This is a genomic window from Microcystis sp. LE19-10.1B, assembly GCF_027530565.1.
GTDB classification, from domain to species: Bacteria; Cyanobacteriota; Cyanobacteriia; order Cyanobacteriales; family Microcystaceae; genus Microcystis; species Microcystis aeruginosa.
The window spans coordinates 1-15,237 of record NZ_JAPZQM010000524.1; the positions used below are offsets into that span (position 1 = coordinate 1).

Genomic DNA, 15,237 nt, shown 5'->3' on the forward strand with positions numbered 1-15,237 from the left:
TGAAATGGGGCGAAAGTCTGTGGACTCTGTGTAAGACAGTACATGGTTTTTTAACTGTGGTATGCGACGGTGGTGGAAGCAGAAACTTAAATCGTGAGGTTTAGGAATCGCCGCACTTTTAGGGCGGCGAGGATGTCAATACTTGATCTCCTGTAGATTTCTGCACTATCTACAAAAATAGTACCCAACTTATAATACAGAAGTAGGCATTGGGAATGGATGATGGCTAATAGCGAAAGTGAAGAGCGGCAGATAGCTTTGGCAATATACACAAATATTAGTCCCGTCCGCTGTCCGCTCGACTGCGCTGTTATGGGGCATATTCATCGATTACCCCAAAATTACATCCGTTTCAGCAACTCATCATACCCCCCTGATTTTTTAGGGCTGCCCGGCCAGTTCTGACTCTAATTTGGCCAGAATCTGGGGTTTAAGTTGCTCGATTTTCTGTTTTAACATCCGCTTGCTAATTTGCGGGTTGCCACCCTGGCCCGATTGACTATCTGTCACCCATTGCTGCAAAATTTGGCATTGATTGGCGGGAATATTAGCGTTGATCACATTTTCACAGATGTTGCTGCCTTCGAGGGGGAAAAATAAAATCCAGTATTGACCGGCTTCGGCGAGGGTTTTGGTCATTTTTTGACCTTGAGGGGTTTTTAAGTCCAAATAACAAGGCAACCAGCGGGGGCCCCATTGACGATGATAGAGGACAGTAATCCAGAGAATCATCGGGTGAGGTGTGGGTAAAAAGAGGAATTGATTATAACGGACACTAGCAACCCGGACGGCGATATCTTCTCGATCCAACATTACCCATAAACCGGGAAAAACGCCGTCAGCAGCCTGGAGACAGCGTGAGAAGACAATTTTTTGGCGCGGTTTATCCTCGGGCCAACTGGACTTGACACAGATATCCCTCGCATTAGCAGCAGAAACAATGGTTTGATTTAAATCACGAGGGGTTTTGATTTTGCGGGTGTAATCGTCGGTTTTTTTGACTATTTCATTTTTGACTAGGGGTTCAAGTCGTTCGAGACGTTGTAGTATATCTGTAACACTTGACGGGCGATCGCTGGGTGCTTTGGCCAAGCAGCGCAGGATTAACTGTTCTAATTCTGGCGGTAATTGCAAGCTAGAATTAAAGGAACGGGGTTCGGCGTAGTGGTGAACCTCATACCAACCGCCAAAGGAGGGATTATCGGGAAAAACGGGCGTTTCTCCCGTGATCATCTCGTACATCATAATCCCAAAACTGTAGATATCGGAACGATGATCGAGTTCTTTACCTTCCATCTGTTCCGGGGAACAATAGGCTAAGGTTCCCATAAACGATTGGGTTTGGGATTCTCCCGATTGGATGAGTTTAGCGATGCCAAAATCGAGAATTTTCACCAATTCCCCTAATCCTGAGTCCTGAATCACCATAATATTGCTTGGTTTGATGTCCCGGTGAATAATCGGACACATCTCCCCTTGGAAGATAATACCCTTATGGGCGCATTCCAGGCCGAAACAAATCTGACGGGTGAGATTGAGAAAGCGCGGGAGGGGCAGCGGCTGATGTTTGATGATTTCACTCATGCTCTCCCCCGGCAAAAATTCCATGACGTAGAAGGGGACTTCCTTGTCATCTACACCATAATCACGAACCTTAACAACATGAATACTTTTTTCGCCTAAAAGTGCCGAAATAGTCGCCTCTCGCTCGAAGCGCTCGCGCATTCTGTTGTTGAGGAGAGTTTGCGAGAGGAATTTCACGGCGACGGTTACGCCACCTAATAGTTTATCTTCTGCTCGATATACTTGTCCCATGGCGCCGCTACCGATCAACTCGACCAGTTGGTATCGATTGGCAAGTAAGCTCCGATGTCTAGATTCTGCCGACATAGCTAGGCTACTGTGTGAATTATAGTGAGTCTGGTGGAGAGAGTTTTGGTTCTTCGTTACTTGGTCTGGTTCGAGCAGGGGGCATAAATCGACTAAATCCTTATCTGGCAAGAGACTTAATTGATTAGCTCGTTCTAGATCGAAAACAATTGGCAAAAATTACATAACACAAACCGAAGAACCTTTTTTTCGGACTAAAAGCATCATTGTTAACATATATAGCGGTTCTCGCATCTGTGCGGCACACTTAAACCTTTGCTGATTAAGCTGTTCAGGATCGGGAATGTACCTCTTGTGAATCAGAAACGCTATATTTTCAGGCATTTTTAGTCATTGCCTCTCGGATAATTAATTTTTGGGGGTTGAAAAAATGAAAAAACTAAGTATAAAGTAACATAAAATCTCTAGATAGACAATTTGATTGATTATTATTCGTTCTTGATTGTCCTGACTTGAAAGAGGGTGTGGGGTGTGGGGTGTGGGGTGTAGGGTGTAGGGTGTGGGGTGTAGGGTGTGGGGTGGGGGGTGTAGGGTGTGGGGTGTGGGGTGTAGGGAAAGAAACCTCTTTCATCTGTGGGGGTGAAAATTTTTTCATCGGGACTGCCAAGGGACTCCTAAACCACCACTACAGGCAAATCCCTAACCCCTGTAAAACTTTTTTGCCGAAAGTGACCGATCTGCGTAATAATTCTTTAATAAAGATTTGTAAACTTGAAAATGATTATCCTTTCGCAGTGCTAGAGATTTAATGAGACGACTAATTGCGATCGAAAAAGCTCTGCTCATCGGTCATATCGTATCGATGGCTTTTGGACTAGCGGGATTGTTGCTAGTTTTGCCCCATCCCGAATTTGTGGCCAATTTACCAGATTTTGGCAAAACTGCCTTTGCTTGGTCAATGGCCGGGGGGGGTGTGGTGTATATGGTGTTAGGAATGGCAGCGGTGGCTGTTTATGCCTATCGGACTCTAGGAGTGTGGCACTGGTTAGGATTCATGGTTCCCGCTATCAGTTTATCCCTTTGTAGCGAACTTTTGGGAACCAGTACCGGCTTTCCTTTCGGTCATTATCGTTATCTTTCGGGCTTAGGTTACAAAATTGCGGGTTTAGTACCCTTTACTATCCCCCTATCTTGGTTTTATCTCGGTTTTAGTGCCTATATTATCGCTCGTGTTGGTTTATCCACTCTTGCTATACCCCAGTGGCTACAAAATCTAGGAGCGATCGCTATCGGGGCGGTATTATTAACTTCCTGGGATTTTGTCCTAGATCCGGCCATGAGTCAAACTACCATACCCTTCTGGATTTGGGAACAACCGGGGGCCTTCTTTGGGATGCCCTACGAAAATTTTGCCGGTTGGTTTGGCACGGGCTGTGTTTTTATGACGGTAGCCACTTTAATTTGGCAAGTGCAACCGGTGAAACTGCCAAGTCAAGATTTAACCCTGCCTTTTGTGATGTATTTAGGTAATTTTGGCTTTGCTACGGTCATGAGTATGGGTGCTGGTATTTATCCGCCGATTTTCTTAGGATTACTCACCGGTATTCTGCCTTTAATACTCCTCTATAATCGCGCCAAGGCTGTTGCTTCCGGGCAAACAGTGGCAACCAGCGAAGTAACAACCCTAAAAATCCCCGTTGTATCGGTGAGAGGAGCCAAATAAGTTGTTAACTGAGATAATTCTCGGTGCATTCTGCCTGGGGCTACTGCTGTCTCAGGCTGTTGCCTTTTTTATCCTTCTTTCCCGTCTGCTAAAAGGGGCGCGTCGTCGTCCTCCCCTGACTCCCCAACCTCCCACCCCGGAGATGTTAGGGACAGTAAGCGTGATTGTGCCGACGTTAAACGAAGTGGCCAGGATTGACGGTTGTTTAAGGGGATTGAGTCAACAGAGTTACGAAGTGCGAGAAATTCTGATTGTCGATAGCAATTCCCAAGATGGTACGCGGGAAAAAGTCAAAGAGATAGCGGCAAAAGACCCCCGCTTTCGCTTGAAAACCGATTATCCTTTGCCCCCCGATTGGGTAGGTCGTCCCTGGGCGTTACACAATGGTTTTTTGTTTAGTTCTCCTAAAAGTGACTGGATTTTGGGCATTGATGCCGATACCCAACCCCAAGCAAATTTAGTCGCTAGTTTGGTCAAAGCTGCGATCGCAGAAGGTTATGATTTAGTTTCCCTGTCGCCGCAATTTATCCTCTCCTATCCGGGAGAATGGTGGTTACAGCCGGCTTTATTGATGACTTTGCTCTATCGCTTTGATGCGGCCGGAGTGCGCGGGCAAGATCCCCAACGAGTCATGGCCAATGGTCAATGTTTTCTCTGCCGGCGGTCAGTTTTAGCGGCTTTAGACGGTTATAGCGGGGCAAAAGGTTCTTTTTGCGATGATGTCACCCTCGCCCGTCTAGCGGCAACGAAAGGCTATCGGGTGGGATTTCTCGATGGGGCGAAGTTGATTCGCGTGCGGATGTACGAAGGACTCAAGGAAACTTGGCGCGAATGGGGCAGATCTCTTGACCTCAAAGATGCCTCCTATCAGGGGCAATTATGGGGCGATTTAGCTTTATTAGCTCTTACTCAGGGATTACCGATAATTATCACTCCTTTACTGCTCACAGCTTTGATTTTTGGCTACAATTTCCTGAGTTTAAAAATTGTTTTGACTTTAAACCTGCTGCTGTTATTGATTCGTTTTGCCCTTTTATTGGCTGTCTCTCCTAGCTACTATCGAGGCGAAAAAGTCAATCTATCCTCAGTATTATTTTGGCTATCTCCCCTAGCGGATCCGCTGGCAGTTATCCGCATTTTTGTCTCTGCTTTTACCCGTCCCCAAAGTTGGCGCGGTCGAGTGTATCAGTAATATTTTTTGATATCCGTAAAGAGGTTGATGTACCTTGTAGTCACAATTAAGACGGTCAATGAGGCGAACTCATCAGACCACTATTTACTCCTTCTACATAATAATTGAGGCTCAACTATGGACCCTATTTCTCTGATTCTTGCTGCTTTAGGGGCTGGTGCGCTCGCTGGCGCTAATGATACCGCAGGAACAGCTGTTAAAGATGCCTATCAGGGTTTGAAGACTTTAATTAAGAAGAAGTTTGAAGGCGATGTTCTGGGACAAGCGATGGTAGATGCCAAACCAGAAGAAATCAAGCAAGCTGAAGGTTTGTTAAAAGATAAAATTACCAAAGCTGGTGCTGATCAAGATCAGGAAATCATTAAAGTGGCTCAGGATTTACTCGATCAAGTCAAAGAACAGCCCGGTGGACAGGAGATAATCAATCAAACTCAAACTAATACGGTGAGCGGCGTAACTGTTGGTGGAAACTTTGAATTTAAGCCAGTTCAAGAAGGCAAGAAGAGTTAAGAAAGCGTGAATTTGAATAAGGGTTCGGTAAAATTTGACCACTTAAACAAAGATTAGAAGGAGTGCTGGATTTAGCTGAACCGACAGCCATTTGTTGCATCTCTGGTCCCTAAAACAAAACATCGGAGATGCCACTACTATGAGCCAGTCAATTCCAGACCGTCAATCTCAGGAACAAGATAACCTGATTAAAGATACTAACGTTAGCGGTGATTTAATCATCGCTCCCGTTCAAATTGGTACTAAAATTGAGACTCAAACTGTCCAGATTTCAGTTGCTAAAGGTACGCAGCAACCATTGACTATGAAGTCACCTTATCGGGGACTGAAAAGATTTAATGACAAAGACAGAGATCTCTTTTTCGGTAGAGATAAGTTAATTGCTGAATTATTTGAGATGGTGAATCGAAGCAACTTGAGTTTAGTGTTAGGGGCTTCTGGAAGTGGCAAGTCTTCTGTGGTGCGTGCGGGGTTAATTCCTGAGTTGAAAAAATCTCTGGAGTCTCAAACATTTTATGACTTCATCTTTACACCGAATCAAGATCCCTTTGATTCCCTACATCGGTGTTTACTCATTGAGGAGAAGGATTATCACTTCAGTGAAGCAGAAGTCGAGATTGCCCGAGAAGCAAAGGCAGATACCCTAACTAAAGTGATTGACACCTTAAGGAAAGATGGGGAACGGTGGCTAATTTTTGTCGATCAATTTGAGGAATTGTTCACTATTTGCAACGATTTAGATAAACGCAAAAATTTTATTGCAGGTCTTGTTCAAGTTGCCAAGTCTGGGAATAGTTCTGTCAAGATTGTACTGGCAATGCGGGCTGACTTTCTGGAGCAATTTAGTTTCTATCCCGATTTAGGTGCTATTGCCAATCAAAATAATATTCATCTGGTCACTGAAATGTTTCCAGATGAACTGCGACAGGCGATTGAGCAACCAGCAGCCAAGCATGGGGTCGTGTTTGAAGAAGGGTTAGTTGAACAAATTATCAAGGAACTTGATGGACAAAAAGGTTATCTTCCCTTATTGCAATATACCCTGAAGTTGCTTTGGGAAAGTGAATGCCAAACTCGCGGTGCTGATGGTCGCTTTGAGATCGAAGATCGTACCTTAAATAAGAAAAGTTATGCAGCGTTAGAGGGGGTAAGGGGAGCATTGCAAAAGCGGGTCAACGAGATATACAAAAATTTGAACCAAGACGAACAGAAAATCACTAAGCAAATATTTTTGAAGCTAGTTAATGTTGTTGATACTGATTCAGGCAGTAGAACAGTGAGCAGACGAGCTTATAAAGATAAATTTGTCGATAAATCAGAACAAAAGCTCCTCGCAGAGTTCATTAGTAAAAATTTGCTGGTTGGTAGTGAGGAGTGTTTAAATCCAGAGGAAATTCAAGCAAGTAACAGCAAGCGTCTGAAACAACGTCCAACCGTAGAAATAGCCCATGAAATTTTGCTCTCATCTTGGGATGAGTTAAAAGGCTGGCTTGAACAAGCAAAAGAAGCAATTATCTTCGAAAATTCGTTAGATCTTGAGGTAGAACGTTGGCAAAAAGTTCTCTCAAAAGATGAGTCTAGAGCGAAAGATGAACTTTTGAAAGGCACTCGATTGGATCAGGCTGTAGAGTTGAGAAATCAAGGCGCTTTTGAAAATCTTGGTGGCTTAAGACCAGAAGAAAGTGAATTCATTGATGCCAGTGTCAATTGGCAACAGCAACAAGAGCAGCAAAAGAAAAACCGACGACGAAATACCATTGTAAGCCTCGCTACTTTTTCAGTCATTTCTTTGGGGCTGGCCAGCTTTGCAGGAATTCAATTATGGAATGTTAAGGTTGCTAAACAACGCACACAAGAAGAACTTATTCACTCTGCTTGGATAAGCCTTAAGCCATTAAAAAAAAGCTATGAAGAGTGTGGAACTTGGCTCGATTATGGACTGCGCGATCTCTACTGTCAGATCAAGCCCTTTGTTGATTATAGCAAATTAATGGCGATATCTGGCTTACCTATTTTCAAGAAGGGTCCTCATACTAATTTTAGTCTGAACTTTGAGGGTGGCTACGAGTTTGGGCATTACAACCCAGAATTTCTAACATGGATTCAAGAGAAAGTTGTTATTGAACCTGCTGACAGCACATTTAAGCAAAACATCCAACGAGCTTACAATGATAAAATTAAAGTAGTAGCAAGAGCTTTCTACCAAACACATAAAATTTTGTTTGCAACCCGTGAAGGATCTGATGAGTTTAAAACAATCAAGAGTAAATATCAAGATAAAATTGAAAAGCAAACTCTAGAACGTTGTTACCTTGGAGGACCCGAAAAATGTGGTGGTTTGTATCTGCAAGAAAAGTTTAGATGGCTGGGTGACTATTTAGCCAACCAAAATAAAAATATTTCTGAAAGGATTAATGGGGAAGATAATTATTGGTATCTAGCGAATGTATCGGGAGGTTTTTGGGTTCGGCGCTCTATTGATGGAACAGAAAAACAGTTTTTTGATATCTTGACACAACTTCTGGAAATCTATGATTCAGAGTGGCTGAGTGAACAAAATTTGCTGGATACCAATCCATCTCAATTAAAACCGAGGAATATGATTAAAAAGATGACGCATGACGACAAACTCCCAACAAAATAACGAATAGCCATAACCCTGCTGCTCCACCGTCCTCACCTGAGCTTGTAAACCCTTTAAGGAAAAATCAGGATTCCAACCTGCATATAAACCCACCCCCACCGGCACATACCGGGAAGCTGTCGCCAGTCCCGATCCCGAAAGACTTGCCGCCACCTGATTGGGAGTTTTCCGATAGATCTGTAAGACCACCTCATCCACAATCCCTTGACGCACCCAAGCCAACCAATTTTGATTATATTTATTCACCGCAAAAGAGTGAGGATTAGGCGAAAGACTCACCACCAACTTGGGATTAATCGCCTTGACATGATCGTGCAACTTGCGGGTTAAATTCGTTAAAGCCTGACTTTTATTACCAAAAACACGCGGAACTGCCCAATGATCATCTAACTGAATCCCCGCCAAATCTTTTTCTTTTAAAATATCTTCCATATTCCCCAAAAGATAGGCTTGTACCTGCGGATTCGCCGGATCTAACCAGACATTGGTTTCCACCACCGTCTTCCCTGCGGGCGTTTTTAATAGCCAATCCGGATGCTTTTTGGCAATAGGATCCTTAGGGGATAACATCAAACCATACTCAAACCAAGCAAATGGTTTCAAACCCTGCCGTAAAGACTCCTTAACCGCTGCCCTCCAGGGATTGCTCAACGGCGGCACAAACAACCAATTCGTCGGACGTTGGGAAGTCGGATAAAGCGTTCCCCTAAACCCATAAACACTAAAATACACCCGGTCATAACCCGATCGCGAAAGATGATTTAACACCTCATCTAAGGACGTAGTGTGATGTAACAATATCGTGCCAATATTGGTTAACCAAACCCCCTTCATCTGCTCATTTTCCACTGCCTTTCGGGGAGCCGCTCGGTGAGTAACCAACAACAAAAAAGCCACTCCAGCAACAATCCCAAACCTCTTTAGGTACTTGCTAAACTTAACCATGATTCCCGATTAATCCCACCAAGATATTTGATAATAGTATTAAGTAGGGAGGCCAAATTATTTGTAGGATGGGTTAGCGGTAGCGTAACCCATGCAGGCGTTGGGTTTCATGCTTCAACCCAACCTACGTTCATCTTATATTTAATTCCACCCACCCACTTATTTTAGTCCGATTTTTAATATTCAGTTCATCATCAGCAAGACCTATTTAGTTATACTAAATCCGTTTATTAAAAACTGATTATCAGTGAACTGGGGTATCGGGTGTATTAGGCTCCCCTAACACACCCAGAAAAGATTTTAGGGAAAATTAACCGACTACGCAGAGAATATCCGATGCGTGACTAGCGGTATTCACTTTGTCATCCACATGGCTAATTTTGCCTTCTGCATCGATGATATAGGTGACGCGCTTAGAATAGCCACCCCCATCGACGTCATAAGCTTTGGTGATAGCACCATCGGTATCTACGAGCAATTGGAAGGGTAAACCGTATTTTTCTTTAAATTGTGCATGGGAACCTTGGTCATCCCTGCTCACCCCGAAGACTACTATTTCCTTGTCTTGGTATTGTTCGTAGTTATCCCGGAAGCTTTGCGCTTGCTTGGTGCAGCCGGGGGTATCATCTTTGGGATAGAAGTATAAAACTACGACTTTACCTTGAAAATCCGACAGGGAAACGGTTTTTCCAGTATCGTCGGTGGTGGTAAAGTTCGGTGCGATTGTTCCAACGGTTAAAGCCATAACTCCGATTCCTTTACAAAAGTTAATCTATCTTGATCATAAGGGATGAGGGTCAAAAACAGGGAGAGGGGAAAAAGAAGTCAGAGCATTTGTACTAAATTTCCCGATCAGTTTAAATACAGTACAGCTTAGAAGACGAACAACAAACCTCTAGAATTTGTCTTAGGATAATATTTGTCAGCTAAGAGGGGGATAATATGGGGACATTCTGGTTAAAGGTGAGAACTTTTGGGCAAAATATCTTAATTGGTTGGGGTTTAGTGCTATTAATCGGTTTTTATCACAGTATCAGCGCTAAATCTACCTCATTAATGATTGTTTATCCTCCCGATAATCATCAAACCACGGCATCGAGAATCTTTTTTATTGGTTCTGCTCCTCCATCTGGTCAAGTTTTGCTCAATAATCAACCGATTCAACGCAGTGCTAAAGGATATTTTGCCCCTAGTTTTCCCCTAGAAGTTGGCGAAAATAATTTCACTATTCGCTATCAAAACCAAACTATTAATCGTCAAATAATTCGTCTAGATACTCAAGCAGTTATTCCCCAAGAATTAGCTTTTGCTGATAACTCTCTCAGTCCTTCTGTCCATAGGACGAGGTTAGTGGGGGAATGGATTTGTTTTAGTGCGATTGCCACTCCCCAAGCTCAGGTTTCTGTGCAGTTAGGAGATAAAATTCTGCCTCTTTTACCCCAAACTCAAACCACAAAACTGCCTAGTAATGCCGCAGTTTTAACTAATCTCAATCAAGCGGATTCTCAGGATAAAACTGGTTATTATCGAGGTTGTCAGCAGTTTAAGCAAGAGGCTAACTTAGGAAAACCTATTTTTACAGCACAATTAAATAATCGATCGATTAGCCAACAAGGTCAAGGAGAAATTAACATTATTAGCGATCAAAATTTACCAGTGATTGAAATTATAGCTGCCCAAGGGGTAGCGCGCACGGGGCCGGGTAGTGATTATTCCCGTTTAACTCCTTTACCCCAAGGCACGAAAGCGAGAGTCACTGGGAAAGAAGGGGATTGGTTACGGTTAGATTATGGTGGTTGGATTTTAGAGCGAGAAACCCGTTTAATAGTCAATGAAGTCCTAGATAATGCTAATATTCGTGGTCTCTCTTCTCGCAGTATCAATCAAGCAACGGAAATTATTTTTCCCCTCTCCCATCCTGTACCCATCGCCGTGGCACAAGAAGATGATAAATTTATTTTGACCCTTTATAATACCATTGCCCAAACCGATACAATTTTTCTGGGGGATAATCCTTTGGTCAGACGTTTAGATTGGCGACAAATTAACCCGACCACGATAGAATACACTTTTAATCTTAACCAAAAACAACAGTGGGGTTATAGTCTTCGTTACCAGGGGACAAATTTAATCTTAACCCTGCGTCATCCCCCGGAAAAAAGTGATAATTTACAGGGCAAAGTTATTTTATTAGATCCCGGACACGGAGGTAAAGAAACCGGCGCTGTCGGTCCGACGGGTTACACAGAAAAAGAGATTAATTTGGTTATGTCTAAATTAATTAAACGGGAGTTAGAAAAATTGGGGGCAACAGTTTATTTAACCAGAGAAACTGACATCGACTTATCTTTACCGGCACGAGTAGAGATGATTAATAATCTGCAACCAACCCTAGCAATATCGGTTCACTATAATGCTTTACCTGATGATGGAGATGCCTTAAATACTCAAGGAATTGGCATATTTTGGTATCATCCCCAAGCAGCGGATTTATCAGTTTTTCTCCACGATTATTTAACCAAAAATCTTAGTCGTCCTTCCTATGGAGTATTTTGGAATAATTTAGCTTTAACTCGTCCCTATAGTAGTCCTTCATTGTTATTAGAGTTAGGATTTATGAGTAATCCTCAAGAATTTGAATGGATTACCGATACTCAGGCACAAAAACAATTAGCGCAAGTTTTAGCCGCCGGAATTAGCCAATGGTTTCAACAATCTGGGGTAATTGCTTCCAGTTAAGATTTAATGGCAATCCGAGGGAGATAAGCTTAAGTAGCTGGTTATAATTAAATTAAAAATGGATTTTAGGTTCGATCCCCCCCGCCCCCCTTGATAAGGGGGGTGCCGATAGGCGGGGGGATCCCCCTTGATAAGGGGGGTGCCGATAGGCGAGGGGATCCCCCTTGATAAGGGGGGTGCCGATAGGCGGGGGGATCCCCCCTGCCCCCCTTGATAAGGGGGGTGCCGATAGGCGGGGGGATCCCCCCTGCCCCCCTTGATAAGGGGGGTGTCTGACAACTTTTAACGCCTACCTACTTAAATCTTTATGAAAAACCAAGCCTTAGCTGGAAAGCCAGTGATAGGATTTGCTGGAGTTTTTATCTTAATCTGAGGAAATTAAATCAAGTTCATGGAAAAAATGTTACCAGTGAACAGCAATCGGACAAAATAACTGCTAGATTACAAGGTATAGTCCATCACTCTCTGGTAGATATTCAAACAGCGATCGCTCTGTGAGAAAAATCTCTGGATTAGCCAACAACTGAAGATAGTTTACCTGAAAATTTCCCAACAATTCACGCCCTTATAGACAACTTGCTCGCAGCCCCCCTTATTAAGGGGGGATTAAGGGGGGATCAAAACCACCTTATTAAGGGGGGATTAAGGGGGGATCAAAACCACCTTATTAAGGGGGGATTAAGGGGGGATCAAAACCACCTTATTAAGGGGGGATCAAAACCACCTTATTAAGGGGGGATTAAGGGGGGATCAATTGCCCACCTCAAGGTTGGGGTGAGTGAATTAAATTCCACCCTCGTTATTATTCTTCTCTACCCATGACTAACTCTTTATATATCAGCACGACGGCAACGGGAAGCGGTAAAGCGTTAGTAGCTTTAGGAATTATTGACTTAATTCTCCGCAAAACTAATAAAGTTGCTTTTTTCCAGCCAATTGTTCTCGACTGTTCCCAAGGTCATCGGGACGAAGACATTGACTTAATCCTCAATTATTTTAAATTAGAACAAACCTACGAAGAAGCCTTCGGGTTATGTTATGACGAAGTTAAGGATTTATTGGTACAACAAAAATTTGATGAAATCATCGAAAGAATTATCAAAAAGTTTAAAAACTTAGAAAAAAAATATGATTTTATCCTCTGTGAAGGTTCCGATTATCTGCAAGAAAATTCCGCCTTTGAATTTGAACTAAATACAGAAATCGCCAAAAATCTCGGCCATCCCATCTTAATATTAGGTAATGCCCACAATCGCAGTATCGAAGATGCCCTTAGTCCGATCCTGATTTCCTGCGACACCTACCAAGATAAAGGTTGTACGGTGATTGGGATTATTATCAACCAAGCTGAAGAGGAAAAAATAGGGGAATTACGGAAAACCCTGACTAAAATTTTTCCCCCCCAAGAATATGCCCTAGGAGTGATTCCCCACAATGCCAAACTGAGCAGCCCGCGAGTGGCAGAAATCGCCCAACAATTACAGGCAAAAGTTCTCTACGGACAGCAGAGATTAGACAGTTTAGCTAGTAACTTTCTGGTGGTGGCCATGCAGATGCAAAATGCCCTAGAGCGGTTAAAAGAAGATAGTTTAATTATCACTCCTTGGGATCGCGGCGATGTGATTATCGGGATGTTACAGGCCCACCAATCAGCCAATTATCCCCAATTAGCCGGTATAGTCTTAACAGCAGGTCATAACCTCAATCCTTCGATCGCCCGTTTAATTGAAGGTTTGCCCGATCCCTTACCGATTCTCTCCGTCACCACCGATACCTACACCACGGCCGAACGCATCCACCAAGTGCGGACCACCCTGACCTCGACCGACTACGATAAAATTAACCTCAGTCTGCAGCTTTTTCACAGTAACATCAATCTCGATCGCCTAGAAGCGCAAATTCGCACTTTGCGGACCCAGGGGATTACCCCGAAGATGTTCACCTATAATCTCGTACAACAGGCCAAAGCGCAAAAACGGCACATCGTTTTGGCCGAGGGTACTGAACCGCGCATCCTCCAGGCAGCCACAGTTTTAATCGAACAGGATATCGTCGATTTAACCCTCTTGGGACAACCGGACGAGATCGAAATAGTGATTAAAAAACATGGTATCACTCTCGATCTCGATCGCCTGCAAATTATTGACCCCGTGGCTAGTCCCCATTTTGAAAGCTATGTGCAGACCCTCTACGAAGCGAGAAAAGCCAAGGGAATGAATCTCGACATGGCCCGGGATTATGCACAGGATGTCTCCTATTTTGGCACTTTAATGGTGTATCAAGGCGATGCTGATGGTATGGTATCCGGGGCAGTGCATACCACTCAACACACGATTCGGCCTGCACTCCAGATTATCAAAACTAAGCCCGATTGTGCGATCGTCTCCTCGGTCTTTTTTATGTGTCTAGAGGATCGGGTCTTGGTTTATGGGGATTGTGCCGTGAATCCCGACCCTAGCGCCGAGGAATTAGCCGAAATCGCCCTATCTTCTGCCGAAACCGCCCAAAAATTCGGAATCGAACCGCGAATCGCCCTGCTTTCCTATTCTTCGGGTCAATCGGGCCAGGGAGAAGACGTGGAAAAAGTACGACAAGCGACCAAAATCGCTAGGGAAAAACGCCCCGATTTGAAGCTAGAAGGCCCGATTCAGTACGATGCGGCGGTAGATAGGGAAGTAGCCGCCCAAAAAATGCCGGGGTCAGAGGTGGCGGGCCAAGCAACGGTGTTTATTTTTCCTGACCTGAATACAGGTAATAATACTTATAAAGCCGTGCAGCGGGAAACGAAAGCTTTAGCGATTGGTCCAATCCTACAGGGATTAAAAAAACCCGTCAATGATCTCAGTCGCGGTTGTACCGTTCCCGATATTATCAATACGGTGGTGATCACGGCAATTCAATCCCAATCTTTTTGAGTTATCGTCATTTCAGAACAGAGAGAGAGTTTACCAATTTTTACCTTGATCGATATTTCCTAAAAACTAGCAATACTTACAAAAACATTATCGGTATTTTCAAGACTATCTCGCAGCGAAACAGGCAAAATTGGGTCATCCTCAGCTAACCAGATAAAGACATGAGTATCTATTAAAGCACTCCTCATTACCTATAGTCGTCAAAGTCTTCTAAGGGAGCATCAAAGTCATTAGCTAAAGGTAAAACGAAAGTTCCTTTTATTGAACCAGCTAAAGTTCTTTTAACAGTTACGGATTCTTTTACTGCTTGTTTATCTTCTTCTGTTTGGTCAGACTTAGTGAGCAAATATTCGGCATAATGTCAAAGTTCAGTTTTGAGAGCATCGGGCATATTCTCAACTATATTCTTAATCCTGCAATGATTTGGCATTGGGTAAATCTCTAAAAGCAAGCTGTAAAATTTGCTCATAAACAGGCTGGTTTTTCAATGCCTTCAAATCTTTGAGAAATCTTTTTCGATATTGAACCTTCAAGGTAAGTAGCTGGTTATAATTAAATTAAAAATGGATTTTAGGTTCGATCCCCCCTGCCCCCCTTGATCTATCCATTAGTCACATCTTTCTTAACATAAAATTTGACAAAAAGAGAAAAGTGTGCCAGATGGCTCAAGGGGGTTCTATGGGGGAACTAATTTGATGAGATAGTTTCCAAGTCTCGCTGATATCATGTAACCTTCGCA

The 15,237-nt window shown here is 43.4% G+C and carries 11 protein-coding genes and 1 pseudogene; 6 read left to right on the plus strand and 6 right to left on the minus strand.

The window, feature by feature from the left end:
- Positions 1–381: 381 nt before the first annotated feature.
- From O9332_RS18750 to O9332_RS18760, 3 genes are all read right to left on the minus strand, one after another.
- Positions 382–1,890 carry a serine/threonine-protein kinase gene (locus O9332_RS18750; RefSeq protein ID WP_288026851.1) on the minus strand — a complete coding sequence of 503 codons (1,509 nt, stop codon included), beginning with the start codon at positions 1,888–1,890 and terminating at the stop codon, positions 382–384.
- Between the two features lie 159 nt (positions 1,891–2,049).
- Entirely contained in the window at positions 2,050–2,214 is a 165-nt protein-coding gene (locus O9332_RS18755; protein ID WP_288026836.1) for a hypothetical protein, read from the minus strand.
- Positions 2,215–2,269: 55 nt separating this feature from the next.
- Positions 2,270–2,485 (minus strand): hypothetical protein, encoded by a 216-nt coding sequence (locus O9332_RS18760; protein WP_288026838.1) that lies wholly within the window; start codon positions 2,483–2,485, stop codon positions 2,270–2,272.
- Positions 2,486–2,638: 153 nt separating this feature from the next.
- Between O9332_RS18760 and cruF the strand changes: the two genes are divergently transcribed.
- The 4 genes from cruF to O9332_RS18780 all read left to right on the plus strand — a co-directional run bounded on the left by cruF (position 2,639) and on the right by O9332_RS18780 (position 7,899).
- Entirely contained in the window at positions 2,639–3,553 is a 915-nt protein-coding gene (cruF, locus tag O9332_RS18765; RefSeq protein ID WP_002761825.1) for a gamma-carotene 1'-hydroxylase CruF, read from the plus strand.
- 1 nt (position 3,554) lies between these two features.
- Positions 3,555–4,745 carry a 2'-O-glycosyltransferase CruG gene (gene cruG, locus O9332_RS18770; RefSeq protein ID WP_288026840.1) on the plus strand — a complete coding sequence of 397 codons (1,191 nt, stop codon included), beginning with the start codon at positions 3,555–3,557 and terminating at the stop codon, positions 4,743–4,745.
- A gap of 117 nt (positions 4,746–4,862) precedes the next feature.
- Entirely contained in the window at positions 4,863–5,255 is a 393-nt protein-coding gene (locus O9332_RS18775) for a Het-E N-terminal domain-containing protein (protein ID WP_288026842.1), read from the plus strand.
- Positions 5,256–5,394: 139 nt separating this feature from the next.
- On the plus strand, positions 5,395–7,899 hold the full coding sequence (locus O9332_RS18780; RefSeq protein ID WP_288026844.1) for an ATP-binding protein: 2,505 nt from the start codon (positions 5,395–5,397) through the stop codon (positions 7,897–7,899).
- Here O9332_RS18780 and O9332_RS18785 read toward each other — a convergent pair.
- Both O9332_RS18785 and O9332_RS18790 read right to left on the minus strand, forming a co-directional pair.
- A complete protein-coding gene (locus O9332_RS18785) occupies positions 7,840–8,844 on the minus strand; it encodes a glycoside hydrolase family 10-like protein (protein ID WP_012268243.1) in 1,005 nt (334 codons plus the stop codon). The genes O9332_RS18780 and O9332_RS18785 overlap by 60 nt on opposite strands.
- Positions 8,845–9,154: 310 nt before the next feature.
- Entirely contained in the window at positions 9,155–9,589 is a 435-nt protein-coding gene (locus O9332_RS18790) for a peroxiredoxin (protein WP_002761836.1), read from the minus strand.
- 197 nt (positions 9,590–9,786) lie between these two features.
- Here O9332_RS18790 and O9332_RS18795 point away from each other — a divergent pair, with 197 nt between their 5' ends.
- Both O9332_RS18795 and pta read left to right on the plus strand, forming a co-directional pair.
- Positions 9,787–11,583 (plus strand): N-acetylmuramoyl-L-alanine amidase family protein, encoded by a 1,797-nt coding sequence (locus O9332_RS18795; RefSeq protein ID WP_288026847.1) that lies wholly within the window; start codon positions 9,787–9,789, stop codon positions 11,581–11,583.
- 818 nt (positions 11,584–12,401) lie between these two features.
- Positions 12,402–14,498, plus strand: coding sequence for a phosphate acetyltransferase (gene pta / locus O9332_RS18800; protein ID WP_288026849.1), 2,097 nt, complete (start codon positions 12,402–12,404; stop codon positions 14,496–14,498).
- 187 nt (positions 14,499–14,685) lie between these two features.
- Here pta and O9332_RS18805 read toward each other — a convergent pair.
- Positions 14,686–14,847 (minus strand): annotated as a pseudogene (locus O9332_RS18805) (DUF2281 domain-containing protein); the annotation flags it as partial.
- Positions 14,848–15,237 lie beyond the last annotated feature (390 nt).

Bases quoted from the DNA above. Each gene is read 5' to 3' on its own strand.
- O9332_RS18750 (WP_288026851.1), bottom strand. From the start codon at position 1,890: ATGTCGGCAGAATCTAGACATCGGAGCTTACTTGCCAATCGATACCAA.
- O9332_RS18755 (WP_288026836.1), bottom strand. From the start codon at position 2,214: ATGCCTGAAAATATAGCGTTTCTGATTCACAAGAGGTACATTCCCGAT.
- O9332_RS18760 (WP_288026838.1), bottom strand. From the start codon at position 2,485: ATGAAAAAATTTTCACCCCCACAGATGAAAGAGGTTTCTTTCCCTACA.
- cruF (WP_002761825.1), top strand. From the start codon at position 2,639: ATGAGACGACTAATTGCGATCGAAAAAGCTCTGCTCATCGGTCATATC.
- O9332_RS18775 (WP_288026842.1), top strand. From the start codon at position 4,863: ATGGACCCTATTTCTCTGATTCTTGCTGCTTTAGGGGCTGGTGCGCTC.
- O9332_RS18780 (WP_288026844.1), top strand. From the start codon at position 5,395: ATGAGCCAGTCAATTCCAGACCGTCAATCTCAGGAACAAGATAACCTG.
- O9332_RS18785 (WP_012268243.1), bottom strand. From the start codon at position 8,844: ATGGTTAAGTTTAGCAAGTACCTAAAGAGGTTTGGGATTGTTGCTGGA.
- O9332_RS18790 (WP_002761836.1), bottom strand. From the start codon at position 9,589: ATGGCTTTAACCGTTGGAACAATCGCACCGAACTTTACCACCACCGAC.
- O9332_RS18795 (WP_288026847.1), top strand. From the start codon at position 9,787: ATGGGGACATTCTGGTTAAAGGTGAGAACTTTTGGGCAAAATATCTTA.
- pta (WP_288026849.1), top strand. From the start codon at position 12,402: ATGACTAACTCTTTATATATCAGCACGACGGCAACGGGAAGCGGTAAA.